Source organism: Paenibacillus sp. 1-8 (genome assembly GCF_056316205.1).
In genome coordinates this window covers 1,316,478-1,341,604 of record NZ_CM149995.1, presented here as the reverse complement: position 1 = coordinate 1,341,604, position 25,127 = coordinate 1,316,478, and the positions used below count along the sequence as shown (strand labels likewise).

The 25,127-nt window shown below is 47.7% G+C and carries 22 protein-coding genes; 8 read left to right on the top strand and 14 right to left on the bottom strand.

The genetic code is table 11. From position 1 onward, the window contains the following. Position 1: 1 nt before the first annotated feature. Together AC0WRU_RS06220 and AC0WRU_RS06215 are read left to right on the top strand one after the other, a co-directional pair. On the top strand, positions 2 to 949 hold the full coding sequence (locus AC0WRU_RS06220; protein WP_476127660.1) for a DMT family transporter: 948 nt from the start codon (positions 2 to 4) through the stop codon (positions 947 to 949). Between the two features lie 240 nt (positions 950 to 1,189). Then, positions 1,190 to 3,220 (top strand): methyl-accepting chemotaxis protein, encoded by a 2,031-nt coding sequence (locus AC0WRU_RS06215; protein WP_476127659.1) that lies wholly within the window; start codon positions 1,190 to 1,192, stop codon positions 3,218 to 3,220. Positions 3,221 to 3,333: 113 nt separating this feature from the next. Here AC0WRU_RS06215 and AC0WRU_RS06210 read toward each other — a convergent pair whose 3' ends face one another. Both AC0WRU_RS06210 and AC0WRU_RS06205 read right to left on the bottom strand, forming a co-directional pair. Further along, positions 3,334 to 4,815 (bottom strand): carboxylesterase/lipase family protein, encoded by a 1,482-nt coding sequence (locus tag AC0WRU_RS06210; protein ID WP_476127658.1) that lies wholly within the window; start codon positions 4,813 to 4,815, stop codon positions 3,334 to 3,336. 210 nt (positions 4,816 to 5,025) lie between these two features. Further along, positions 5,026 to 5,589, bottom strand: coding sequence for a GbsR/MarR family transcriptional regulator (locus AC0WRU_RS06205; RefSeq protein ID WP_134910742.1), 564 nt, complete (start codon positions 5,587 to 5,589; stop codon positions 5,026 to 5,028). A 517-nt stretch (positions 5,590 to 6,106) separates the two neighbouring features. On the opposite strand from AC0WRU_RS06205, the gene AC0WRU_RS06200 reads away from it, so the two are divergent. Next, complete coding sequence (locus tag AC0WRU_RS06200) at positions 6,107 to 7,330, top strand: quaternary amine ABC transporter ATP-binding protein (protein WP_476127657.1); 1,224 nt, start codon at positions 6,107 to 6,109, stop codon at positions 7,328 to 7,330. Next, positions 7,305 to 9,161: a glycine betaine ABC transporter substrate-binding protein gene (locus tag AC0WRU_RS06195; protein WP_476127656.1), complete on the top strand. Its 1,857-nt coding sequence runs from the start codon at positions 7,305 to 7,307 to the stop codon at positions 9,159 to 9,161. The genes AC0WRU_RS06200 and AC0WRU_RS06195 overlap by 26 nt, the downstream gene beginning before the upstream one ends. 110 nt (positions 9,162 to 9,271) lie before the next feature. Here AC0WRU_RS06195 and AC0WRU_RS06190 read toward each other — a convergent pair whose 3' ends face one another. The 6 genes from AC0WRU_RS06190 to AC0WRU_RS06165 all read right to left on the bottom strand — a co-directional run bounded on the left by AC0WRU_RS06190 (position 9,272) and on the right by AC0WRU_RS06165 (position 16,009). Continuing rightward, positions 9,272 to 10,495, bottom strand: a complete 1,224-nt coding sequence (locus tag AC0WRU_RS06190; protein WP_476127655.1) for an ABC transporter permease — start codon at positions 10,493 to 10,495, stop codon at positions 9,272 to 9,274. A gap of 1 nt (position 10,496) precedes the next feature. Next, positions 10,497 to 11,861, bottom strand: coding sequence for an HlyD family secretion protein (locus AC0WRU_RS06185; protein WP_476127654.1), 1,365 nt, complete (start codon positions 11,859 to 11,861; stop codon positions 10,497 to 10,499). A 22-nt stretch (positions 11,862 to 11,883) separates the two neighbouring features. Then, positions 11,884 to 12,468 (bottom strand): TetR/AcrR family transcriptional regulator, encoded by a 585-nt coding sequence (locus tag AC0WRU_RS06180; RefSeq protein ID WP_025685220.1) that lies wholly within the window; start codon positions 12,466 to 12,468, stop codon positions 11,884 to 11,886. A gap of 267 nt (positions 12,469 to 12,735) precedes the next feature. Then, a complete protein-coding gene (locus AC0WRU_RS06175; RefSeq protein WP_476127653.1) occupies positions 12,736 to 14,103 on the bottom strand; it encodes an ABC transporter substrate-binding protein in 1,368 nt (455 codons plus the stop codon). A gap of 122 nt (positions 14,104 to 14,225) precedes the next feature. Further along, on the bottom strand, positions 14,226 to 15,047 hold the full coding sequence (locus tag AC0WRU_RS06170) for a carbohydrate ABC transporter permease (protein WP_025685222.1): 822 nt from the start codon (positions 15,045 to 15,047) through the stop codon (positions 14,226 to 14,228). Then, positions 15,044 to 16,009 carry a carbohydrate ABC transporter permease gene (locus tag AC0WRU_RS06165; protein ID WP_025685223.1) on the bottom strand — a complete coding sequence of 322 codons (966 nt, stop codon included), beginning with the start codon at positions 16,007 to 16,009 and terminating at the stop codon, positions 15,044 to 15,046. Before AC0WRU_RS06165 ends, AC0WRU_RS06170 begins: the two co-directional genes overlap by 4 nt. A 152-nt stretch (positions 16,010 to 16,161) precedes the next feature. Here AC0WRU_RS06165 and AC0WRU_RS06160 point away from each other — a divergent pair, with 152 nt between their 5' ends. Continuing rightward, positions 16,162 to 16,407 carry a hypothetical protein gene (locus AC0WRU_RS06160; RefSeq protein ID WP_476127652.1) on the top strand — a complete coding sequence of 82 codons (246 nt, stop codon included), beginning with the start codon at positions 16,162 to 16,164 and terminating at the stop codon, positions 16,405 to 16,407. A 70-nt stretch (positions 16,408 to 16,477) separates the two neighbouring features. Here AC0WRU_RS06160 and AC0WRU_RS06155 read toward each other — a convergent pair whose 3' ends face one another. After that, the gene (locus tag AC0WRU_RS06155; protein WP_476127651.1) at positions 16,478 to 16,873 is read right to left on the bottom strand and encodes a PH domain-containing protein; all 396 of its coding nucleotides are present in this window, start codon (positions 16,871 to 16,873) and stop codon (positions 16,478 to 16,480) included. A gap of 375 nt (positions 16,874 to 17,248) precedes the next feature. Between AC0WRU_RS06155 and AC0WRU_RS06150 the strand changes: the two genes are divergently transcribed. From AC0WRU_RS06150 to AC0WRU_RS06140, 3 genes are all read left to right on the top strand, one after another. Further along, positions 17,249 to 18,040, top strand: coding sequence for a polysaccharide deacetylase family protein (locus tag AC0WRU_RS06150; RefSeq protein ID WP_476127650.1), 792 nt, complete (start codon positions 17,249 to 17,251; stop codon positions 18,038 to 18,040). An 85-nt stretch (positions 18,041 to 18,125) separates the two neighbouring features. After that, positions 18,126 to 19,250 (top strand): amidase domain-containing protein, encoded by a 1,125-nt coding sequence (locus AC0WRU_RS06145; protein WP_476127649.1) that lies wholly within the window; start codon positions 18,126 to 18,128, stop codon positions 19,248 to 19,250. Positions 19,251 to 19,367: 117 nt separating this feature from the next. Continuing rightward, the gene (locus tag AC0WRU_RS06140; RefSeq protein ID WP_476128585.1) at positions 19,368 to 20,828 is read left to right on the top strand and encodes an oligosaccharide flippase family protein; all 1,461 of its coding nucleotides are present in this window, start codon (positions 19,368 to 19,370) and stop codon (positions 20,826 to 20,828) included. A gap of 138 nt (positions 20,829 to 20,966) precedes the next feature. Here AC0WRU_RS06140 and groL read toward each other — a convergent pair whose 3' ends face one another. The 5 genes from groL to AC0WRU_RS06115 form a co-directional block, all read right to left on the bottom strand. After that, complete coding sequence (groL, locus tag AC0WRU_RS06135) at positions 20,967 to 22,598, bottom strand: chaperonin GroEL (protein ID WP_476127648.1); 1,632 nt, start codon at positions 22,596 to 22,598, stop codon at positions 20,967 to 20,969. A gap of 71 nt (positions 22,599 to 22,669) precedes the next feature. Beyond that, positions 22,670 to 22,951: a co-chaperone GroES gene (gene groES, locus AC0WRU_RS06130; protein WP_025685233.1), complete on the bottom strand. Its 282-nt coding sequence runs from the start codon at positions 22,949 to 22,951 to the stop codon at positions 22,670 to 22,672. Positions 22,952 to 23,312: 361 nt separating this feature from the next. Further along, positions 23,313 to 24,083, bottom strand: coding sequence for a twin-arginine translocase subunit TatC (tatC, locus tag AC0WRU_RS06125; RefSeq protein ID WP_476127647.1), 771 nt, complete (start codon positions 24,081 to 24,083; stop codon positions 23,313 to 23,315). Between the two features lie 111 nt (positions 24,084 to 24,194). Then, positions 24,195 to 24,446 carry a twin-arginine translocase TatA/TatE family subunit gene (locus tag AC0WRU_RS06120; protein ID WP_476127646.1) on the bottom strand — a complete coding sequence of 84 codons (252 nt, stop codon included), beginning with the start codon at positions 24,444 to 24,446 and terminating at the stop codon, positions 24,195 to 24,197. 179 nt (positions 24,447 to 24,625) lie between these two features. Continuing rightward, complete coding sequence (locus AC0WRU_RS06115; protein WP_013309212.1) at positions 24,626 to 25,108, bottom strand: MogA/MoaB family molybdenum cofactor biosynthesis protein; 483 nt, start codon at positions 25,106 to 25,108, stop codon at positions 24,626 to 24,628. Positions 25,109 to 25,127 lie beyond the last annotated feature (19 nt).

Below are 25,127 nucleotides of genomic sequence, written 5' to 3'. Positions count from 1 at the left end.
TATGAGTCAATCATCAACTGTACTAACATCCAAAGGTTTTGATCGTAGCTCCCACATGAAAAGCGGTTTTTGGCTAGTCGCAATTGGAGCGGCCTTGTGGGGCGCGGACCCGCTGTTTCGTATTATTTTGCTCAAATCATTTACCTCTACACAAATTGTGCTGATGGAGCATGTGTTGCTCTTTATCGCCCTGGCACCAGTGCTGTGGAAGCATCGCGAGGAGCTTAAAGCGGTACGGCTTCGTCAGATTTTGGCTATCTTGTTCGTCTCGTGGGGCGGCTCGGCTCTGGCCAGCGTGATTTTCACGATGGCACTCAGCAACGGTGATCTCAATGCAGTGCTGCTGCTCCAGAAGCTTCAGCCGTTGGTCGCTATTATTCTGGCCCGCGTTATATTGAAGGAAATGCTGCCGCGTAATTTTGGAATATTAATTGTCGTGGCTCTGTTCGGGACGTATCTTCTTACCTTCGGCTGGTCGCTCCCCTTCGGACATGTTCATGATTTCATCCACGTCGGCAGTCTGCTTGCACTAGGAGCAGCGGTCCTGTGGGGCGGTTCGACAGTAATGGGAAGCTACTTGCTTCGTTCGATGAAATATGAGACGGTGACCTCCCTGCGCTTCATGGTGGCTCTCCCTCTGCTGATCGTTCTCACCTCTGTGGAGCATGCACCTTGGAATATGCCTGCTGGCACATGGGCGGGCGCAGCAGTGATTATCAATCTGTTGCTGCAGGCGCTGCTCCCTGGTCTTCTCAGCCTGTTACTGTATTACAAGGGCCTCAGTACGACCAAGGCGTCTTATGCCACGATGGCAGAACTAAGCTTCCCGATGGTCGGTGTTGTAATTAACTGGATGGTTTTCCAGCAGATCGTTACGGTAGCGCAATTGACTGGCTTTATGCTTATCTGGATTACACTCTTTATGATTTCTCGTCAGCAAAAAAACTAATAGGTTCAATGTCCATTTTATCCCTCACCCAAGCCAAATCGAGAAGATGCTTTTGCATCTCCGATTTGGCTTTTTATGTATAAGTATTAATATATAACATGATACTTTAGAACTATTTTTAGATAAAAACGTGCAAAACAAGCAGCTATTTATCTTTTCCCATAGATTACATCTATAAAATTCATCGGTTTCTGTCGAATAAAACAATGTAGTGATCATCAGACACAGAGGAGCAAGAATATGACTAAAGCAAAACAAACAGTTCCATGGTGGAGCAGGTTTCTCAAACAGTTTTATTTAATGAGGACAAAATTAATTGTAGCTTTTTTGGCGGTTCTATTGATTCCAAGTATTCTAATTGGGTACTTTTCGTATCAGGGGGCCACAACGCAACTCACTCATCAAGTGGCTGGTTCTGTGTACACGAATCTGTATCTGATCCGAAGCAATGTCAATCAGTATGTAGCTCCCATTATGAAAGACGTTGACGTGTTATCCACTGAAATCCAATCTGATTCCATTGATTCCAACGAAGAGGCTCTTCAGAAAAAATTGGATGTCATCGTCAAAGCTCATCCCGAATTAGATGCTGCGCTCCTCGGCAATGAGGAAGGACAATACATTCGTACGCCGAAAAAAGAATCAACCGATTATGAGCCCAGGGAGAGACCGTGGTACAAAAATGCGATGCTGCAAAAGGGCAAAGTATTCGTTGGTGCTCCACTTGTGAGCCCCACGACAGGAAATCTAGCGATTGCTGTATCGAGAACGCTGGAGGACGGTCAAGGAGCTATTGCGTTGAGTTTGAATCTGGACAGGATGAGTCAAAACCTGCAATCTGTTAAGATTGGCGAGCGCGGGGGACTTTTTATTGTTGATTCTAATCATAAAATTGTAGCTGGAGCTGGAACGGCTTTTAAAAATACAGGCAAAAAACCGGCAGACACCATTGAGGGACTTCCCAAAGTAGAGAAAACCGCTCAAAATGATACTCCTTCCATATCACAAATGCAATTTATGAATAGAGATATGCTGGCCTTTACACTCAAGGACCCTGTCACCGGGTGGAATATTATCGCACTATCGGATCTGGAGGATTACAGTGATGCTGCCCAACCGATTTTGAAGCAAAGTCTGATTGTGATTATTATTTCCATACTGGTCGCTGCTGTTATCATCTTTCTCATGATTCGCTCTTTCCTGATCCCGCTGCGAAAGCTGCAAGCAGGAACACGTATCGTCCGTGACGGCAACCTCACCGCACGAGTCAATCTGTCCGGCAAGGATGAATTCAGTGAGCTGGCGCAAAATTTTGACCAGATGACACACGCACTGCATACGATGGTTTCCGAGGTCAACCAAACGTCGTCCCGACTCGCGTCCTCCTCCCTGATGATCAAGGAAAGCACGGAGCAAACGACGGAATCCGTACAGCATGTAGCGGAAACGGTTATGGAATCCGCAGAAAATGCGACCACCAGTGCAGAGGCATCCGAACAAACAGCCAATGCCGTCGAGGAAATGGCGAAGGGTGTCAGCACCATTGCGGAATCGGCAAGCTCCATCGTAGATTCAGCAGGACAGACTGAGCATGACGTAGCCAAAGGCAGCCAAATGATCGGCAGCGTACGCACACAGATGGACCGTATTTTGGAAGCTGTGACCCAAACAGCCAGCCTGATGGACGAGCTGTCACAGCTCTCTGACGATGCGAAGCAGATGAATAGCGCGATTGCTGCCATTGCCAAGCAGACCAACCTGCTGTCTCTGAACGCGTCGATTGAAGCCTCCAGAGCAGGCGAAGCCGGGCGTGGATTCGCGGTGGTAGCAGTTGAGGTGCGCAAGCTGTCGGAGCAATCCAAGGAAAGCGCGGATTCCATCAGCCAGATCATTACACAGATGCTGGATCTGATCCAGCGTTCCACAGCTACGATGAATGGTAATGTCCGTAATCAGGTGGGCGAAGGACTGCGTATTAGTCAAGATGCAGAAGGTGCCTTCACGAATATTGAGCGCTCCACCTCTCATATTGTGGAACAGATTCAAAGCGTGTCCGCAGCCGCTGAACAAATTTCGGCTAGTACGGAGGAGGTTTCGGCCACTGTTACCCATCTGGCAAGCCTGTCCCGCAATTCGGCGGATAGCTCACAGACGACCTCCGCAGCCGTTCAGGAGCAAATGGCGGCGATGGAAGAAATCGCTTCTTCCTCTCAGGAGCTGTCCAATATGGCGCAGGATTTGCAAGAGCTGGTGAAGCGATTCAAGATTTAGTTTCTGCAATACATCTGCACCTGTTCAACCCAAAAAAGCCTTCGTCCGTATACAAAAATACGGGCGAAGGCTTTTATTATGTTAGGCTGTTGGACGATATCTCAATACTTGGCTCAGATGCTCATCTGTCCGGTCAACTGGTGGCGTCTCTCTCCTTCCGGGTCATGCTGCACCGAGATGTCCTGATGAAAAATGGTCGTAGCACGCGATTCTCTGTCGTATACCGGCCACTCCCTTTCCGGCAGCACTGGCTTTCCGTCACGTGCAAAAGCAACCCATGCCTGCTGCATATCTTGAGCCAGCTTCTGCATAGAGGGATGAACGTCCAATCCGAGCTTACCTAGCAGCTCCAGATTATCAAAAACAAACGCAATTTCTGCACCGTGAACCGCTTGTCCAAAGGTAGGATGCCCCGGCAATGTCCAATCAAAGCGATACATCCATACCGACGCATACGCCGACTGTGCAACAGCAAGTGCCAATGCAGGTCGCCAAAAAAATAGATCGGTCAACATTTGCGCCTGTCCCTCAATTGTAACCGGAAAAGGTTCCGTCAGCTCACCAACATCTGACATGCCCGTCATCATTTCCAATGTCTGGCTCGCCATCGACTTGTTCATCAGATGGGATTCCTTGCGAATAAAGTAAGCACCCTCATGCAAATTCGTTCCGATCAGTACGGATACCTGCTTGGCTGATCCTTTGGCAATCGCAGATAAAGGTACGTCAGGCAAGGTCACACCGTCCACGACGGGTTGATAGAGCATCGCCAGCTCCGGGCCGATCATTTCATGCGTCTTGGCCATGGCAAGCATGAGCGCCTCCGTCGGCAGCGTAAACAATCGTTCCGGATGCAGGGTGTCCACCCCCAACTGCTGGAGATACGCAGCCGTGACTTGCTCAGCCTGTGAAGTCGGTAACACCTGCGATGCACCGCTCTGCAAAATAGCACGCCGGAACAGGCCCTCTGCGGCCGGCATAGCCAATAACGCGGCAATACTCATAGCTCCCGCTGATTCACCGAACACGGTCACCTCGTCCGGGCTACCGCCAAATGCGGCGATATGGTCCCTGACCCATTCCAAGGCAGCAATCTGATCCAGTAGCCCCGCATTAGAGGTCAGTCCGTCTCCCCGTGGAGTCAGGTGCAAAAAACCCAACGGCCCGAGTCGATAATTGAGCGTAACGACGACAACATCGCCATTTTCCGCCATCCGTGCCCCATCATATAATGGAATAATTCCCGACCCGGTTACAAAGGCTCCGCCGTGAATCCACACCATCACGGGTCGTCCCTTTGCAGGTGCCTTCGAAGCAGGCGTCCAGACGTTCAGGTACAAGCAGTCCTCCGACTGCTCAGGCGGTTCCACCAAATTCCCGGTCATACTCTCAGCAGATGGCATAGGCTGCGGACAGATCGGCCCAAAGCGCGTTGCATCTCGTACCTCTTCCCAAGGCTTCAAAGGCTGAGGCGCGTGAAAACGCAGTTCCCCCACAGGAGGCTGTGCATATGGGATGCCCTTCCATACATGATATCCATTCACCGTTTCCCCACGAAGCTGACCCAGGCGGGTATGTACTGTAATACTTTCCATATATGAAGCCTCCTTTAACCTGTATGTTCAGTATTAAATATTCAACACAGCGTTATATCAATCATTTCATATTTCTATTATACCCTTTGCACAGGCCCAAACCAAAAATCGAACAAAGCTAATCCAAAATTAACAAAGCCAAACACAAAAAAATGCCGAAAACGCTTTCTACGCTCCGGCATTTTTATGGAAACAAAAGAGGATAAGCGATTAATCACGAACCTCTTCTTTGGGGATCAGCTTGTATATTTCTTCGCTTTCCATCGAATCAATCAGTCGGTCCAGCCACTTGTAATAGGCCACAGCCTGCTTCATTTTCAAACGATCCTGCTGGAGAACAGCCTTAAATTCCTCATATTCCCCATCCCGCTCCAGCAATCTGTCCAGCTCCTCAATGGCCTTGCGCAGCACCAGCAAATTCGTTTCAACTGCTTTTCTCCATTTTATAGCAAAGAAGTCTGTGAACGTTTGATGCCAGTCATATTCGACTTCATACAAATCCTTGCGTGAGCCTTTGCTCCACACCTTGTTGACCATTTTCAAATCCAGCAGCGTTCGGACACCGGTACTCATGCTCGTTTTGCTCATTTCCATTTCACGGCCCATTTCGTCCAGCGTCATCGGTTTATCCGCAAAAAAAAGCAAACCGTACAAATGCCCCGCAGACAGGGTGATCCCATACAAGTCCATATTTTTACCTATAGCTTCTATGACACGTTTGCGAATTTTTTGCAGCGAAGCCTGCTGCTCATCACCTAACTGGTACAAGCTCATGCTTGCAACCTCCTAATTTTAGAGCATTTTGCCTAAGATCGTATGAACGACTTTTACCCGTAACCGATTGGCTTTGACGCGACACATGAAATCTTTCAATTAAAAATGAAATGTTTCAAAAACAAAGCTTCTGTCTATATTACAACAGCATGGGTCGTTCAAAATCACAATTCGCAAAATTGCTAATGATAGTAAACTTTTAAAATTATGGATATACATAAATCTTTTGCTTATGGTTATATTTCATTGTCTATTTTAAAAAAAGAGCTATCGGTTGTAAAGTTCCGGATGTTTGAGCATTCTAAAGAACAAAGGAGCATATGGCAGGAAACTTTGTACAGTTTTTTCTGTACGTACTTTACGAACAGTTTTTTTGTTTGAAAAGTAAGCAATGCTTCTGTTACAATTAATTTTGTCATTAACCGTTCAGGATGTTCAAAATATTGATTTTTATACTCATTCCTTAATGTAACACGGGGTTAATACCAAGCAAAGTATAGAAAGAAGAGGTGTATGTATGACGATTTTGGAAGTCAAAAATGTCAGCAAACTCTTTGGTCCTCACGCAGAGCAAGGTGTTCCGCTTCTGGAGCAAGGCTGGGGCAAGGAAAGGCTGGCCAAAGAAAAACAAATTACCGTTGGTGTCAATAAGGCCAATATGGAAATTAAGCAAGGTGAAATTTTCGTGATTATGGGCCTTTCAGGTAGTGGCAAGTCCACTTTAGTGCGAATGCTAAATCGCTTGATTGAGCCTACCTCCGGTGAAATTCTGGTTCACGGCAAGGATCTCCGTAAAATGAACAAAGAACAACTCCGCGAAGTTCGCCGTAAAACCATCAGCATGGTTTTTCAAAAATTCGCCCTGTTCCCACATCGGACTGTATTGGAAAATGTAGAATACGGCCTTGAAATACAAAAGGTAGAAAAAACGAAACGCCAGGAAAAAGCACAGCAAGCGTTGGACCTGGTTGGTCTTAAAAACTGGGGCGATAAAATGCCCGATGAACTGAGTGGCGGTATGCAGCAGCGGGTCGGGCTGGCACGGGCGTTGGCTAATGACCCTGAAGTGCTTTTGATGGATGAAGCATTCAGCGCACTGGACCCCCTCATTCGCCGTGACATGCAGGATGAGCTGCTGGAGCTTCAAGATAAAATGAAGAAAACGATTGTGTTTATTACCCATGACCTGGATGAAGCGCTGCGGATCGGTGACCGGATTGCATTGATGCGGGACGGATCGGTCGTGCAGATCGGTACACCGGAAGAAATTATGATCCAACCGGCTAACTCTTATGTAGCCCGCTTCGTCGAGGACGTGGATCTGTCCAAGGTACTGACGGCTGCTCATGTCATGCTTCGTCCAGAAACGATCACAATGGATCGCGGTCCACGTGTTGCTCTGGAATTGATGCGGGAACGCGGGATTTCCAATCTGTTCGTCATTGATCGTACCAAGAGGCTGTTGGGCGTTATCAATGCTGAAGATGCTGTCCATGCACTGCGCAACAATTTGAAAATTGAAGATATTCTCATGACGGACGGACCGCAGGTTGCTGCGGAAACGGTCATTAATGATTTGTTCGAAATTACAAGCTCGTCCAAGGTCCCTCTGGCTGTGGTCGATGACAAACAGAAGCTGTTGGGTGTTATCGTCCGTGGAGCTTTGCTGGGCGCACTTGGCGGAGATGTAACCACCACGAAGGAGGTGAATGTCCTTGATACCGAAACTGCCAATCGCTGAGTGGATTCAGACTATTGTAGACTGGATGGGTATTCATCTGGCCGGATTGTTTAATGTTATTTCTTCTGTTATTGAAGCTGTTGTAGGCTTTTTCTCTGGCCTGTTCATGCTTCCGCACCCTCTGGTGTTCATTGTGATCATCGGGATTATCGCGTTTATGATCGGTCGGATTCAGCTTACGCTGTTTACCGTCATCGGCTTCCTGCTGATTGACAACCTGGGCTATTGGAGCGAAACGATGAATACGCTCGGACTGGTCATCACGTCCGCACTCGTATCCATTGTCATCGGGATTCCAATCGGGATCTGGTGTGCATACAGCAAAACGGCGTCACGTATTATTACGCCTTTGCTTGATTTCATGCAGACGATGCCTGCGTTCGTATATTTGCTGCCTGCGGTTACCTTTTTCAGCCTTGGTGTTGTACCGGGCGTAATCGCATCTGTTATCTTCGCGATCCCGCCAACCATTCGCATGACGAATTTGGGGATTATGCAAGTGTCGGGTGAATTGGTCGAAGCCTCCGACGCATTCGGTTCAACCTCGGCGCAAAAGCTGTTCAAAGTACAACTGCCGCTGGCTATGCCAACCTTGATGGCTGGTATTAACCAGACGATTATGCTGTCACTATCTATGGTTGTTATTGCTTCTATGATCGGTGCGGAAGGTATTGGTGCCGTTGTATACCGTGCCGTGACACAGCTGCAAATTGGTAAAGGTTTTGAGGCCGGATTGGCTGTCGTTGTTCTGGCTATCGTGCTTGACCGTTTCACGCAGAACCTGTTCAAACCAGCAAAAAGAGGCAAAAGCCGCGTATCCACCAAACAAAAGGTATGGATTACCTCTGCGGTTACGGCTGTCATTCTGATCGCTGGCGCATCGCAATATTTTGTTGGATCGAACCATTCTGCATCTGGCAAAGAAAACGCTGCTGCCAACCCGGTTGGCGAAGAAGTCGGCTACAAAATTATCGGAATTGATGCCGGGGCAGGTATTATGAAATCAACTGCCAAGGCGTTAAAGGACTACAAATTGTCCGACTGGAAGCTGGTAGAAGGTTCCGGTGCAGCCATGACTGCAACACTGGACAAAGCCATAAAAGCGAAAAAACCGATCATTATTACAGGTTGGACGCCGCACTGGATGTTCAACAAGTATGATCTCAAATATTTGGAAGACCCTAAAAAATCTTATGGTGAGGCCGAGGGTATTCATACGATTGCCCGTAAAGGACTGCAACAAGATGCTCCTATCGCTTACGAGTTTCTAAAACGGTTCAAATGGACACCGGAAGACATGGGTGAAATGATGGTTGCTATTCAAGGCGGAACCAGCCCTGAGCAAGCTGCCAAGGATTGGGCTGAAAAGCATGCCGATAAGGTGCAGGAATGGACCCAAGGACTGCAGCCTGTCAATGGTGACACCTTCAAGCTGAGTTATGTGGCTTGGGATTCTGAAATTGCCAGCACGAATTTGCTGAAATATATTTTGGAAAACAAATTGGGCTACAAAGTGACCGCGTTGCAAGTTGAAGCAGGTCCAATGTGGACGGGTGTCGCCAGTGGTGATGTGGATGCTTCACCAGCTGCATGGCTGCCATTGACACATGCGGATTATTGGGCTAAATACAAGGATAAGCTCGATGATCTGGGCGCTAATATGACGGGTGTCAAAACGGGCTTGGTCGTTCCAGCTTATATGAATGTTAAATCTATTGCTGATTTACAAGGCAACGGAACTGGTTCGACTGCTCCTTCTGCCGCTGCGGGGGACTTTGGCAAGGAGGTCGGATACCGTATTGTCGGTACCGACCCCGGTGCCGACTCATGAAGGACGCAATAATATTTCATTCAGCCAGTACGATATAGCACTTAAAACTAAAAGGCAGACCAGGAGTAAGAATCTGATCTGCCTTTTTTGATATGCGTATTTAGTTACTTTTAGCCTTTAAGCGTAACTCCCCCTTGAGCAGGTACATCAGTATGTTGGTCTGCTGTCTGACGCTGTCTAAAGAATAGCGGATAGATGGCGAAGGATACCAGCAGACTTACACAGCCAATAACGCCAAGCGCAATCGTATCCTTGATAACGAACGTGATATCCAGTCCTTTAAGGGTAATATTGCGTACAGCATCCAGGTAATACGTCAGTGGCAATATTTCAGCAAGCCCCCTCAAGAAGCCGGGCATGGCTTCCAGCGGCCACGTATAGCCTGACAGCATAAAGGAAGGAACTGCAATCAACATGAGGGTTTGGGTCGCATCCACTCTTGTCTTGGAAAAGAGACTGAACAGGAACCCTAAACCACACAAGGCAAAGTTGAAGGCCAGCGACACCAGAATCAGCGGCAGCACCTGCCCCCTGAACGGGATATCAAAGCATAGGGCGCTAATACTGAATACAGTCAGCACATTAAAGGCTCCCGCCACATAATACGGTGTCAGCTTGGCAATCCCGAGTCGCCAAGGGGTATTTTTCCAAGCGGCAAATCTTCCCCAAGTCCCTGCCTCCTTATCCCGCGTACAGGACAACGCAATGCCGAGCAGCAAGCACTGCTGGAGAGCCGCAGAAATGACCCCTAACGGCATGAACAGCTTGTAATCATATACCGGGTTGAACAGCACTCTGGACCGGAACGGGATGGTACTCAGCGTTGAAGCGGCCTGATCGGCGTTCATTCCCTTTTGCTTCATGGAATTGATCGAAACCCCGGCGCTCACGCTACTAATGACCTGATTGGCAATTCGGCTGGCGCTGTTGGAATACATCATGTTACTGCCGTCAATCAGGGTCAGCACGGGCGGGTTCTCCCCATGCTTAAGCCGGGTGGTGAAATTGTCGGGAATGACGATGCCGACCTTGGCTTCCCCGGTTTCCACCTGACGAACCACATCCTCCTGATTGGTGGCCTGCCGTGTAACGGCAAACGAATCTGTCACATCGAACGCCTGAATGATCTGGCGACTGAGCTGTGAATTGTCTCCGTCATACACCGTGACAGGCATCTCAGTAATCCGCTGATGAGAATAAAGAAAGCCGAACAAGATTGTATACACAATCGGCGTAATCAGCAGAATAGCCATAAAGCGTCGATCCCGGAAGATGCTCAGCCATTCTTCATGAAACACATCGCGGATACGAAGTCTTTCCTGTTGATCCTGCATATTACTGCGCCCCTTTGCCTGTAAACAGAACCGTGGAGCCTGTCGGAACCGAAGCCGCAAGATCAGGCAACGCTACTTTAACGCCAAAGGAACGTACATCCTTATCACCGGAGCTTTGGCTCGGCTTTTGAATAGCGAAGTCGGCAGCCGATTCCAGCAAAATAACTTTACCTTTCAGCTCCTTGCCGCCCGACAGCAGTTTAACTTGCACCGGATCCCCTGCTTGAAGACCGTTCAAGGACGTTTCCGGCACATAGAATTTGGCCCAACGCTGCGTCGAAGTTTCAATCGTATAGACCGGGAAGCCTGCACTGGCCATTTCGCCCAAGCTGAGCGATTTGGATTTTACAATGCCGTCCTCAGATGCGCGTAGCGTGGTGTAGCTCAAGTAGGTCTGAGCTTCCTGAAGGGCAGCTTCCGCCTGAGCTACTTGTGCGTTGGCACCTGCAACCGTCGACTGTGCCTGCTCTACCGTGGATTGCGCCGCCTTCACAGCGGATTGCGCCTGTTCTACCGAAGCCTGTGCGGCTTTGACATCCTCTTGCTGTAAAGTAACCTTACCTGCTCCTGCCTGTGCTTCCTTCACCGCAGCCAATGCCTGACGGTATTGTGCTTCAGCCGCCGTAATTTCTTCCTTGCGGCTTCCCTCGCGTACCATATTTAGTTGCTGAGATGCTGAATTGTACTTGGCTTCCGCCTGTTGATGGTCCAGCGTCGCTTGATCCAGTGAGGCTTGGGTTGCTGCCCCGGCTTCTTGAAGCTTTTTGGCGCGCTCCAGATTTTTAGCGGTCAGATCCAACATTTCCTTGGCAGCCTTCACACTCACTTGTGCTTGCTCCAGCTCTTGCGGTCTTGCGCCGCTCTTGAGGGCATCCAGCTTCGCCTTGGCCGCAGCCGCAGCCGCTTGTGCCTGTTCGATCTGGCTGGATGAAGCCTGTGCAGTCACGCCGACTGCTGTGGTACCTTGGCTCTTTTTGGCCTGAGCTGCACTCACGGTAGCCTGTGCCTGCCCTACTCCCGCTTGAGCCTGCAATACGCCAGCCTTCGCTTTGGACACATTACTCTTGGCTGCCAGCAATGCCGCCTGTGCCTGTTTCACCTTGTCTTCCAGCTCACGGCTTTCCAGATGGGCTAACACCTGCCCTTTTTTCACCTTGTCGCCCTCATTCACGAGCATCTGATCAATACGTCCCGCCATCTTAAAGCTGGCATTGAGCGTATCCGATTCTACATAAGCTGTCGGAATGGAAGAGGACTGATCCGCAGACAAGCTACTACCCCCCCGTTGAAAAGCAGTCAAAGCATAAATCCCTATGGCGATTAAAACAATAAGTACGGCGTAAATCGTATATTTTTTAGCTTTCATGTTCTCACACTCCATCTTTCTATTAATGATGTATACCCAGCGCATTACAAACAAAAATTTCAATACTCTCCCGGACTTCCTGAAGGTTCATCGTTTCGCCCCAAACCATTGACCGCATCGGTGCAAAAATGTAAATACCAAATAAGCAATTTGCCGTCGTTTTCGCATCCAGCTTACTCGAAATTTTCCCGTAAAACTTACCGGAATCGATCTCCGCTTCTATAAAATCAAAATAGTCAGCCAAGACCTGCCTGATATTAAAATGCTGCTCCTGCGAAACCCAACCTTTGCTAACCAGCAAACGGCAAAAATCTGGCTCTCTTCCGATAAACTCAATGTGTACTTGAATCAGCTTGTGAATCCTCGTTTCTACCTGATCCTTCGGAACCGGAGCCATGGCTTCATGGATATCCTGAACAAAACGTTCCATCCCCATCTTCAAAATATAAATGTACAGCTCTTGTTTATTTTTGAAGTTGTAATAAAGAGTACCTTTAGCAATGCCGCATACCTTGGCGATTTCCTCCATATTGGTTTCATTGAAGCCACGTTCGGAAAAGGCCTTGAGCGCACCGTTGAAAATAATTTCCTTCGTCTGGTTTTTCATGCTTCCTCCTTTTGAACTGACCGTCCAGTACAAAAATTATACGTTTATTATAAGCCCGCTTTTAGGTATCCAGCAATAGGAAATGTACAAAATAAACAATTTTAGACAGTTCGTCTAAACGAACGTTCTAAAAACAGGAGAATGCGGACATACAAAAAAACAGACCGAACAAGTGAGGGGGTCACTTATTCGGTCCGTTATTTTATAAAACCGGCTGAAAAAGGGGGCGCGCATTACAGTTTATCAGCCGCTTTTAAGGGAAGGCGATTATTTTTTTACTGTTTGATTGTATTGCGCAATTTTGCCTGTAATCTCCTGTGCGGCTTGATCCAATGCCTGTTTTGGTTGTTGCTGTCCGCTCAGGACGGCCTCGATTGCACCCTCCACGATTTGACGCGCTTCCGGGAATACGCCCATGACTGCGCCTTGTGTAGCGGTGGATTGCGCCGATGCATGCAATTGGTCAACAGCGGTTTGGAATTGCGGGTATTTCACCATGTTGTCCTTGAGTACCTTCTCGTCATAAGCCGCTTTGGTGATCGGGAAGTATCCCGTGTTCACGCTCCATTGTGCCTGTACAGCCGGGGAAGTAACGAATTTAATGAATTCCCACGCTGCCTTTTGCTGGGCTTCAGGCTTGTTGTTCATGATGTACAAGCTCGCACCACCTACAACCACGCCGCCTTCTTTAGCTTCATTCGCTCTTGGCAGAAAGCCAGTACCTACCTCGAATTTATCGCCAACCTGCTCCACAATATTACGCAGCGAAGCGGTGGAATCCAGTGTCATGGCAATTTGTCCTGCAGAAAAAGCTTTGGCAGTATCATCGGAGTTACGTCCCAGGTTGGATACAACCTTTTCGTCGATCATTTTCTTCCACCAAGTCAGGGTTTTCACACCTGCATCCGAATTCAGCAGCGATTCCGTTGCCGCCTGATTGCGTCCGTTGCCATTATTCACATAATCCGCATTCTGATTGGCAAACAACTGCTCCATAAACCAGCCGTAGATGGCGATGGATGCACCGGATTTCCCGTCCTTGCTCAAGGCTTTGGCAGCCTTTTCAAATTCATCATATGTTTTCGGAGGATTAGCCGGGTCAAGTCCCGCCGCTTTAAAAGCATCCTTGTTATAGTACAAGATCGGATTCGACGTATTAAATGGCATTGCATTCAGCTTACCGTCAATGGTGTAATACCGTGTAATATTCGGCTCAAGCTGCGATAGATCGAACTTGTCTGCATCAATAAATTGTTGTACAGGAGTAATCATCTTGGAGTCAATCATGAATTTACTGCCGATTTCATACACCTGAATGATGTCCGGGCCGCTATCGGAACCCAGCGATGCTTTTAGCTTGTTCAAGCTGTCATCATATTTGCCCTGGTATACCGGCTCTACCTGAATGTCCTTGTGGCTGGCGTTAAAGTCAGCGGCGATTTGCTTGATCGCTTTTTCACCGTTACCGGACATGGAATGCCACCAAGTCAGCTTCACCGGAGAACCTGCTGCTGCTCCCGCATCACTACCGTTGCCTGGCTTCTCAGCCGCCGTGTTATTGCTACAGCCTGCTGCAACAACGATTGCAGTGAGGATAAGCAAGGTCAAAGCACTTTTCAGACGAAAAAATCTCATAATCTCTCTTCTCTCCCTTTGATTAAATGATTCTCGCATACAGATTTTCTTGCAATATTCTTTGGTGATAATGCTCTGTATATAGGCTGCTTGCGCAGGTGTTACTGTACTTGTGGGCTTGTTTAGCCTTTAAGCGCACCCGCTGCCATCCCGCGTACTAACTGCTTCAGACCAAAGATCAGCAGCAGCAGAGACGGTAAAATGACAAGGGCCGTACCCGCGAATACAAGATTCCATGAGGTAGATTCCTGAAATTCGAGCATGGAAATTCCGATCTGTACCGTACGCATATTCTCGCTGTTCGTGATCAACAACGGCCACAGGTACGAATTGTACATATTCAGGAACGAATACACAGCCAATGTTCCGAGCGCCGGGCGCGATAGCGGAAGCACATGGAACAAGAAGTAACGGACATGTCCGCACCCGTCCATACGAGCCGCCTCGAACAATTCCTTGGGAAGCTGGAGAAAAAATTGCCGCAGCAGGAACGTTCCGAATGCCGTCGCCAGAAACGGAACTGTCAGCCCTTGATAGGTATCCAGCCAATTCCAGCTACGTACGGTCAGATAATTCGGAATAATGGTCACTTCCCACGGGATCATCATGGTAGCGACAAACATGCTGAATATGAAGTTCTTCCCCTTGAATTCCATTTTGGCAAAGGCATATGCCGCCAAGCTGGCTGTAATCAACTGACCGATCATCGTCAGGCCCGAAATGAGAAAGGTGTTACCAATGAATGCAGCAATCGGAACGATTTCAAACACCTCGGTAAAATTGGCCATATGAAAGGAATGCGGGAAAAAGCTTGGTGGATAGGCACTCGCTTCCTCCGGCGACATGACAGCCATAAAAAACGTATAAATGACCGGATATAAAATCAAAGCAGCCGCAATCGTAAGCAGCACATACAGCAGCGTTGAATTAAGATGTCGTTTCATTGGTAATGCACCTTTCTTTCCACCCATTTGAATTGGATCATGGTAAGCAGCAGGATGACGACAAACAGTACAATCGCCTGCGCGCTACCCGTTCCAAATCGGAAATTAACGAAGGCTTCCTGATAAATGGAATACACGAACACATTCGTGCTGTTCACCGGACCGCCCTTGGTCAAAATGTTAATTTGAGCAAAGGACTGGAAAGCTCCAATAATGGATACTACGGTTACAAAGAAGATCGTTGGCGACAGCAGCGGCATGGAAATACGCCAAAACGTTACCAGCGGGCCTGCACCGTCCATTTTGGCACTCTCATACATATCATCTGGAATCCCTTGAAGTCCGCTTGATAAAATAATGTAATTAAAGCCGAGATTCATCCAGATGGTCATGATCGCTACAGAGAACAACGCCCAATCCGGGCTGGTCAGCCACGGAACCGGATTGATATGTAACAGGGAAAGCACATAGTTGAACATCCCCAATGTCGGATGGAAAAGAAATTTCCAAATGACCGCAGATGAACCGACCGACAACACCATCGGCAGCGAAAAAGCGAACTGGAAGATGCGCATCCCCCGCAGCTTGCTATGTGTGAGTGCTGCCAGCACCAGCGCCAGTAAAATGCCTACAGGCACCGTCAGCAGTGCAAACAGGAGCGTAACCTTGATTCCTTGCAGGAATTGACCCGAGCTGAAAAGTGTAGCAAAGTTGTCTAACCCAACATAAGCTGCAACATTTCCTGCGGGATCTGTAGAGTGCAAGCTGAGATAAACCGACTTGATCATCGGGTAAAACATAAATAAAGCAAACAAAATAAGCGATGGAGCCAAAAACGTATACGCCAGCGCGTTTTCACGCAGTCTCTGAATTTTTAGCGAACCCGTACGTATGCGGGCTTTAGACGAAGCCTGTTGCTGGCTCCTCGTCCCGAGTCCCAAAGATTTGTTAAGCTCACCCAAAACGGAGCTCCCCTTTCTTTTCAAACCAACCTCAATAAGTGTATCGTTTCCATGTAAAGGGAACATCAAGCGGGCTGGAGCAGAATGTTAATGTTTCATGCCTTTGTAAAACCTGTCACACCTGGGTACTTGCGCAATGGCAGGCTCAAACGATGGATCATCATGTGCATGAAGGAAGGATCGTTCACATCGACCGGGATCACTTGTATTTGAGCGTTCCTCACCCGTACCACGCTCCTGCTCCAGGCACCCACGGTACCATGCCACGCTCCGCATCGTTCCTATACCTACAGAAACGTCGTTCTGCCGCTGGTGCTGTACAATCTGCTGGTAGTAACACTGCTGAGCTAACGTTCGATCCATTCCGTCCCAAAACCAAAAAACCTCCAAATTCGTGAACAGCCGACTATCGGCTTATTACGAAGGTGGAGGTTTTACGTATTTATTTTACATTTTATAAACGAATGATTACATATGAAATGCATGATTACTTACATCTATACCCGATTCTTGACCCAGGGCAGCTATAAAATGCTCCAACGCATCTGCTTCCGGCAGGTACTTAAAAACTTCACGTGCATTCCGGTTCATCAAAATAATATGTTCACTGGAACCCGGATCCAGCACATTCTTTTCCAGTCTGGTCGATGAAATATGGTGATAATTGATAAACTTAAGCCATGGAATTCCAAAAGTGGAAGAATAAAAAATCAGTCGTTTGGATGTCACCGCCAATATTCCGCAACATGTCGTGTCCTGTATGCTTTGTGGCACATCGTGCGTACACCAAATGCATGACCGGATGTGTTCGCCCGCCTCTAAGGTTTCGCTAATGGCTCGCAGCCCTTCTTCCTTTGTTTTCATCCCGTCTCATCTCCTGTTCGAAGCTGAGGAACGAGTCGCTTATATGATGATCTCTGATAAGCTTCTGCGGCTTGTCCCGTCAACCTCATTCATTTTCGGCCAGATTAAGACTTTCACGAATCAGACAAAGACCTACCTCAACTGCTCATTGAAACAAGGATGGATATGTACAATTTAACATGGCTATGGCTAGTAATCAACAAGCAAGCTACCACTCTTTCGGAGCATCATTTCAGTGTCAGAGCTATGCTGGAAGCTGTGGATGGACAGGAGTAAGAGTGAATTTGAAGGAGGTAATTTTCGGGAACGAAGAATGGTATACGCTCCTTCTTGGCAAGCTAATGTGAGAAAACGTCAGAACGGAGAAGAAGCCTGATGAAATATAACCGATTACTGTCTGCAAGTATCGCTGTTTCCTTGTTCTGTGCCAGCCTATGCCCCACCCCCTATACCAATACTGCACAAGCCGCATCGTACGCCTCCCCTGCTCCTACAAAGGGAAGAGCCTATTATGAAGAACGGGGCGACATTGTATGGGAAGTCCCTACCCAACGCAAGGTGATTGCCCTCACATTCGATGACGGACCAGATGAAAGCAAAACGCCCGCCATTCTGGATTTACTCAAGCAATATGACGCCAAGGCGACTTTTTTTGTCGTTGGCAGCCGCGTAGAAAAACTCCCTGACATTGTGAAGCGGGAACGAAGAGAAGGCCATGAGATTGGAAACCATACCTTCCATCATCCATCCTTTCAGCATATTTCCCGTAACAAAGCTCTTTCCGAGATAGACCAAGGCCAGGCGAGCATCGTTCAAGCTACCGGCTCGGGAACCCATCTTTTTCGTCCGCCCGGCGGTTCATACACCGATACACTCGTGAAGACATCCAAAGAAAAAGGACAGAAAATGATTTTATGGTCCTGGCATCAGGACACCCTGGATTGGCGAAAACCCGGTGTACACCGGATCGTTAACAAAGTGCTTCGCAATGCCCGCAACGGCGACATCGTCCTCATGCACGATTATGTATATAAAAGTACACAAACCGTTGAAGCCTTAAAAATCATTTTGCCTGAGCTGAAAAAAAGAGGCTTCACCTTCGTCACCGTATCTGAATTGCTTGCCAATCGCGAGACACCCGAAGGACTGATTGAGGTTAATAGGTAAAGAGTCTGAAAGCAAAAGCTACTAGTTACCGAAACCTGAATTCGGTGGTGCGAGCGGGAAAATGAATTAGGGAGAATGAATAAATGTGCTTAGGATCGCAAAATTGCAACTGCTGTGCCTCATCTTAATATGGATACCCGCTTACAGCTTCTCTTTAGTTCGTGCAGAAGCCGAGCCAGCTAAACAAGATGAGGTTATCCCATTTCTTCAAGAGCTGTTTGATGACCGTACCCGGTTGTTGATGGATCAGGATAAAACGCATATCGAGGACCATTATTTATTGCAGGATAAACGAAGCAACTATGCGTACCTTCATGAAATGAACAGAGCGGAATATATTCAGGAATGGGCCAAGCATCGAAAAATGAAATTTGTGAATGCAGAAAGCTCCATTCGGATAGCCCGTGCCGAAGTGGTGGGCGATACGGCAAAGGTGTCACTTGTTCAGTCCTTGAAACTGAGTTATGAGTATATCGACAGCTATCCCGGTCAGCATGATTTTGGAATTGGAACACGTCATGGCATTACACTGAGAAAAAAAGATAGCCGTTGGCACGTAGAACGTGAATGGTATTCAGACCCTCTGGAAGAAAATTCAACAAAGATTGAAAAGTCCGATGTAAGCTTTATTCCTCATAAAGATCCGGTGCCATCAGAGAAAGTTACCCATAAGTACAACAGAGCCCGCGCCGTTGAATATGCTAACAAGTATGCAGGAATAACATGGGGAGCAGGAAATCGTCAGCGATATAATCAAAAATACCTGGATTATAACTCCAAAGGGGGCGACTGTACCAACTTCTCCTCCCAAGTTATCGGGGACAAGGAGGAAGGCGGAGGGCTGCCTATGAAATCTGGGTGGCATTACTTGTATGGCAACGGTGGAAGCCAAGCCTGGGTTCAAACGGACGCTTTTAAAAATTTTCTGATACGCTCCGGCTATGGAAGAATTATAGGACAAGGAAGCTTCTCCGATATTGTCCACTCGGTCAATGATCGGCAGCAGCACCTTAACAGACCGCAGTTGCTGCCAGGTGATTTGATTGCTTACGTATTAAAAGGCGATGTAGACCACTTCTCCGTTGTTGTCGGATTTGATCAAGGTGGCTATCCTTTAGTTAACTCCCATACCGCAGACCGTTTCAGGGTGCCCTTTGACTTGGGATGGGATAGAAGCACCAAGTATTTGTTGATTCATATACAAGATTAAGCATCTTGAAACCGTTACACTTGTTCATATCCCGTAGGCTGCTGTCATAGGAATAAAGTGGACAGTTTCCAATGGGGTGAGAAAAATTTGAAATTACCTCTTATATTAAAACAAACCATGGTAAGAGCTAATGCGATGATCGTCGTGAAAGCCATAGGTTTGGTCGGAAAAGTATTCATGACACGGCTTGTTGGAGCTGAAGGAATGGGACTCTACCAGCTAGCCTACTCCTTCTATAGCTTAATTTTGATGATTATTTCCGGGGGATTGCCGACAGCATTGGGTATGTTTACAGCCAAGCATACGGCAAGAGGCTGGCGGTTGTTCAAAATTTTTTCAGTGTTCATGATCCTCACGGGATTGGTATGCAGTATATTAACCTTTTGGTTCTCAACACCGATCGCTAATTTGCTCGGCTATCCACAGCTCGATTTTGTGATTCGATGCCTCTCCCCGGCTATGCTGGCCGTTCCCTTGTTAAGTCTGCTGCGCGGATATTTGCAAGGGCTTGAAAGATACACCGCGATTGCCCTTTCGGAAATCATAGAGCAAACCGCCAGGATCGGTACTTTAATGTTGCTGGTGCCACTATTTATTCAATCCGGCATCGAGTTTGCTGTAGGCGGAGCGGTACTGGGAACCTTCACAGGCGCATTGTTATCCTTTGCTGTGCTTATTACTTTTTTTATGTATAACCGTCCCTCTGTAGCTTTATCTCCTCCATCAAGTCGAGCTGATTTACCTTTAGTGGTACAAGCTTCCTTTGCTATTGCGTTTACACGCTTGCTCATCCCTTCGTCTGATTTTATGGATGCGATCATCATACCCCAACGATTACAGGTTGCCGGAGTTTCTTCCAAAGAAGCAGCGGAGATGTTCGGTATTGTCACTGGCATCGCCCTTGTCGTTGCTTATATGCCTACTTTGATTACAGGTGCATTAACACATACGCTCACTATGAAAATAACTTCGGATTGGCAAAATAAGAAATATAACGCTTTCTACAAAAAAAGCCATACTGCCATTCAGGTAGCATGGGTCTGGGGATTAGCCTCAGGTTTTTTCATTTTTGAATATGCCCCAGAAATCTCCCTATTTGTTTTTGGTATACAAAATGCCGAAATCCCCATTAAATCGTTGGCTATGTTACCACTACTCGTCGGATTGCGGGAAATCACAACCAGCGTCTTATGGGCACAAAATCGAAAGAAAACTCCCTTTATTGGCCTTTGCACAGGTGTACTTGCCAATTTCATTATTCTTTACTCCATAGTTGCCATTCCCGAGTTCGGGTATACCGGCATGTCCCTGGGAATCATAACGCTGGAACTGATCGCAACAGGCTGGAATTTCAAAACCCTGCAACTCTTCCAACGAGCCAAATCCCGTACAGTCATTGTGCTGTTGGTGGACATTTTAGTTTTTGAAGCCATTCTTATCGTGGGTACGCTGTGTTCCAAGGCGTTATCCTCATTGGGCTGGTCGGGGACGGTTCATATTATTGTGGAGGCATTTCATTACTGCTTTTGGTGTGCTCTGTATTTGAATGTACGATTAAAAAGCATTTTCGAAGAGTAGAAAAGGCCTCCCACAAGTTAATTGAACTCGTGAGAAGCCTTTTTTTCTATTGCAATGTTAACATTTCGTTAACAAAATGTGGTCAAACAGGGGTTCTGCTCACAGAAACCCTAGATGCATAAAGGGTTCATCACCCTATTACATCATGCCGCCCATTCCACCCATACCGCCCATGTCAGGAACGCCAGCAGCGCCTGCAGGTTCTGGCTTGTCAGCGATAACCGCTTCAGTAGTCAGGAACATAGCTGCTACGGAAGCAGCGTTTTGCAGTGCATAACGAGTTACTTTTGCAGGGTCAACGATACCAGCGTCGATCATGTTTACCCAGTCGCCAGTAGCTGCGTTAAAGCCTACGCCAACTTTTTCGCGTTTCAGACGCTCAACGATTACGGAGCCTTCTTCACCCGCGTTAGCAGCGATCGTACGGATTGGAGCTTCCAGAGCGCGCAATACGATATTCACGCCTGTTTGCTCGTCGCCTTGCAGTTCAACGGCTGCAACAGCGCTGTATACGTTCAGGAGCGCTACACCACCACCGGATACGATACCTTCTTCAACCGCAGCACGGGTTGCGTTCAGGGCATCTTCGATGCGCAGTTTGCGTTCTTTCAATTCTGTTTCAGTAGCCGCACCAACTTTGATAACTGCTACGCCACCGGACAATTTAGCCAGACGCTCTTGCAGTTTCTCTTTGTCGAACTCGGAAGTCGTTTCTTCCAGTTGTGTACGGATTTGGCTAACACGAGCCTCGATGTCGGCTTTGTTTCCAGCGCCGTCAACCACAATCGTATTTTCCTTCGTGATACGCACTTGACGTGCTGTACCCAGTTGGTCTACGGAAGCAGTTTTCAGGTCCAGACCCAGTTCTTCCGTAATTACTTGACCGCCTGTCAGGGCAGCGATATCTTGCAGCATTGCTTTGCGACGGTCACCAAAGCCAGGAGCTTTAACAGCTACAGCGTTGAATGTACCACGCAGTTTGTTGACAACGAGCATAGCCAGCGCTTCGCCTTCGATGTCTTCAGCGATCAGCACGAGCGGTTTGCCTTGTTGAACGATTTTCTCAAGCAAAGGCAAAATTTCTTGTGTGTTCGTGATTTTTTTGTCTGTGATCAGGATATACGGATTGTCCAGCACAGCTTCCATTTTGTCCGTATCTGTAATCATGTACGGGGAAATGTAGCCACGGTCAAACTGCATACCTTCAACCACTTCCAGCTCAGTTGCAAAACCGCGGGATTCTTCAACCGTGATCACACCGTCTTTGCCCACTTTTTCCATAGCTTCAGCGATCAGTTCGCCTACTTCATCGTCAGCAGCGGAAATACCGGCTACTTGTGCAATGGATTGTTTGCTTTCGATTGGTTTGGAGATCGCTTGCAGTTCAGCAACAGCTGCTTTAACCGCTTTGTCGATCCCTTTACGGATACCGATCGGGCTTGCACCAGCAGTTACGTTTTTCAAACCTTCTGTGATGAGGGCTTGAGCCAAAACAGTAGCAGTTGTCGTACCGTCACCAGCTACATCGTTGGTTTTGGTTGCTACTTCTTTAACCAGTTGAGCGCCCATGTTTTCGAACGCGTCTTCCAATTCGATTTCTTTTGCAATCGTTACACCGTCATTGGTGATGAGCGGGCTACCGAATTTTTTCTCCAGTACAACGTTACGGCCCTTCGGTCCGAGTGTTACTTTAACAGCGTTAGCCAATGCATCTACCCCACGAAGCATGGAGCGACGAGCGTCTTCACTAAATTTAATGTCTTTTGCCATTTGCGATAAACCTCCCATGGATTATGAATGATTTGTTCGATTCCTATATTCAGGTCTTGTCCGGATTCCGGTTAACCAATGATCGCGTGGATATCGCTTTCTTTCATAATCAAATATTCTTTACCTTCATATTTGATTTCCGTTCCAGCGTATTTAGAGAAGATTACACGGTCGCCTTCTTTTACTTCCAGAGGAATGCGGGCACCGTCTTTCAATGCGCCTGCGCCAACCGCGATAATTTTGCCTTCTTGCGGCTTTTCCTTAGCAGAGTCAGGAAGTACGATTCCAAAGGAAGTCGTTTGCTCTTGCTCAATTGCTTCCACCAATACGCGTTCACCCAAAGGTTTGATCATGAAAAAATAGCCTCCTTATTAAGTGTTTTATTCCGTTATACGGTTGTTATGTTGTATGTATTAGCACTCGACACTCGTCAGTGCTAACAACCAACTTTATGATACTCAACTTGAGATTGAATTTCAAGTCCCTGATGTATTTTTTATGGGAATTTTTATGGACGGCCCTTCTCGATTATATCCATCTGTCCTAAAAATAACCGTTATCTCAGGCTAATGGTTATTTTTAGGGCAGCTATGCTGCTATTTTTTATGATCTGTTTTCAAGACAGCTAAGCTGCTGCTTTTCATGGTCTGCAAATTGCCATGTAGCTCCCGAACCCGAAGATACCGTTTTGCACGGAAATTCGAGTTCTACCTGTTACCGCTCCGGTGCTACACGCAGTTGTGCCTCCCGTTCTTCATCTGCACGCAGTTGCCTGCGGTACACCACTGTTGACATGTACACACTCACTTCATACAGCACCAGTAACGGGATCGCCACCAGAAAGTCAGAGATAAAATCCGGGGGAGTTATAACGACAGCAACAAAGACAAGCAGAAAATAAGAAATTTTCCGCCATTTGCGAAGCCTCATCGGAGTAAGTACCCGAATCCCCGTCAGGAACATGATGAGCAGCGGCAATTCAAACAACAGAGCAACAGGCAGCACAATATTAAACATAAAGGTGAAGTATTGAGCGATACCGTACGTTTCATGCAGTCCCATGCTTTTGGTGATAGACGACGTAAACTGAATCGCCATCGGGAAAATAATAAAATATGCAAAAGCTGCACCGATCACGAACAACAGCAGCACATAAGGCACATACCGCAAAGTCGCATTTCGTTCTTGCGGTCGCAAGCCGGGGCTAACAAACTTCCACAGCTGATAGCATGCAAACGGCAGCGCCACCGCAATCCCGATCAACATGGCGATCTTCATGTAGATGCCTATTCCATCCCAGAAGGAAAATGCATTCAGCTGAAAAGCCTGCGCCGAACCGGAGCGAATAAGCCAGTCATAGACAGGACCTGCGGCGAACAAACCACCAGCCAGTGCCAGAACAAATACAATCAGCACATAAATGATTCTACGCCGTAGCTCCCCCAGATGCTCCATGAGCGGCATTTCATGCTCTGATTGGGTCAAACTCGCTCCTCCTTTCTGGATCGGACGCAGCTGCGCCTCCTAAAAAATAAAGCCCTTCCCTGGAGAAGAGGCTCTTCTTGAAATTGTAAAAGCATCAACAATAAAACTAACCTAAGATAACCGTTTTTCCTCCGGCTGGGGCTGCACTTCTGAAGCCGTCGTCTGGGATGCCTTGACCGCACTATCCTTATTGTCTTTATGTTCAGTCCGTTGGTCTTCAGACAAAATGTCACGTGCTCCGTTTTTAAACTCACGGAATGTACGCCCCACAGCGCGACCCAGCTCAGGCAGCTTGTTCGGGCCGAATAGCAGCAGCGCCAGAATGATTAACAAAATATAACCCGGTGCTCCAATATTAGGCATGTGTGGTAACCCTCCTTATGTTGACGGGCAACATGACAAACAAGAACCAGCATCTGGTGCACAGACGCAGAAACAACCATGGAGACCATGCTTGTCCGTTGTATGTTTCTTGTGTGCTTTGCCCGCATACAGCCATGTAATTTCTTACGGATATCATACCACACTCAGCATGCTGCCTTCTACCGGAACTGGCCTGTCACCATGAGAAGCGCCTCTGGTAACTGATCCATAATAGCCGCCAAATTTTCATGCACGCCCTTAGGAGTTCCCGGCAAATTCACGATCAGCGTACGCCCCCGAATCCCTACAATTCCACGAAAAAGCATGGCCGCTGGATTTTTCTGCATCACAATCATACGCATCGCTTCCGCCATCCCGGGCACTTCCCGTTCCACGACCCGCCGAGTCGCCTCGGGTGTCACATCACGGATTGCCAGCTCGGTTCCGCCCGTCGTCAGTACCAGGTCTGCATGAAAATAATCGGTCATTTCGATTAAAGCCGCAATAATTTCATCCGGTTCATCGGGAACGATCCGGTACTCCACAATCTCTCCGCCCAGCTCTTCTTCGATGAGTTCCCGGATGACCTGTGCGCTTGTATCCTCACGCTCTCCCCTCGCCCCTTTATCACTGGCTGTTAGGATCGCCGTTTTCCACACCATAAGATCACCCTTCTCCTAT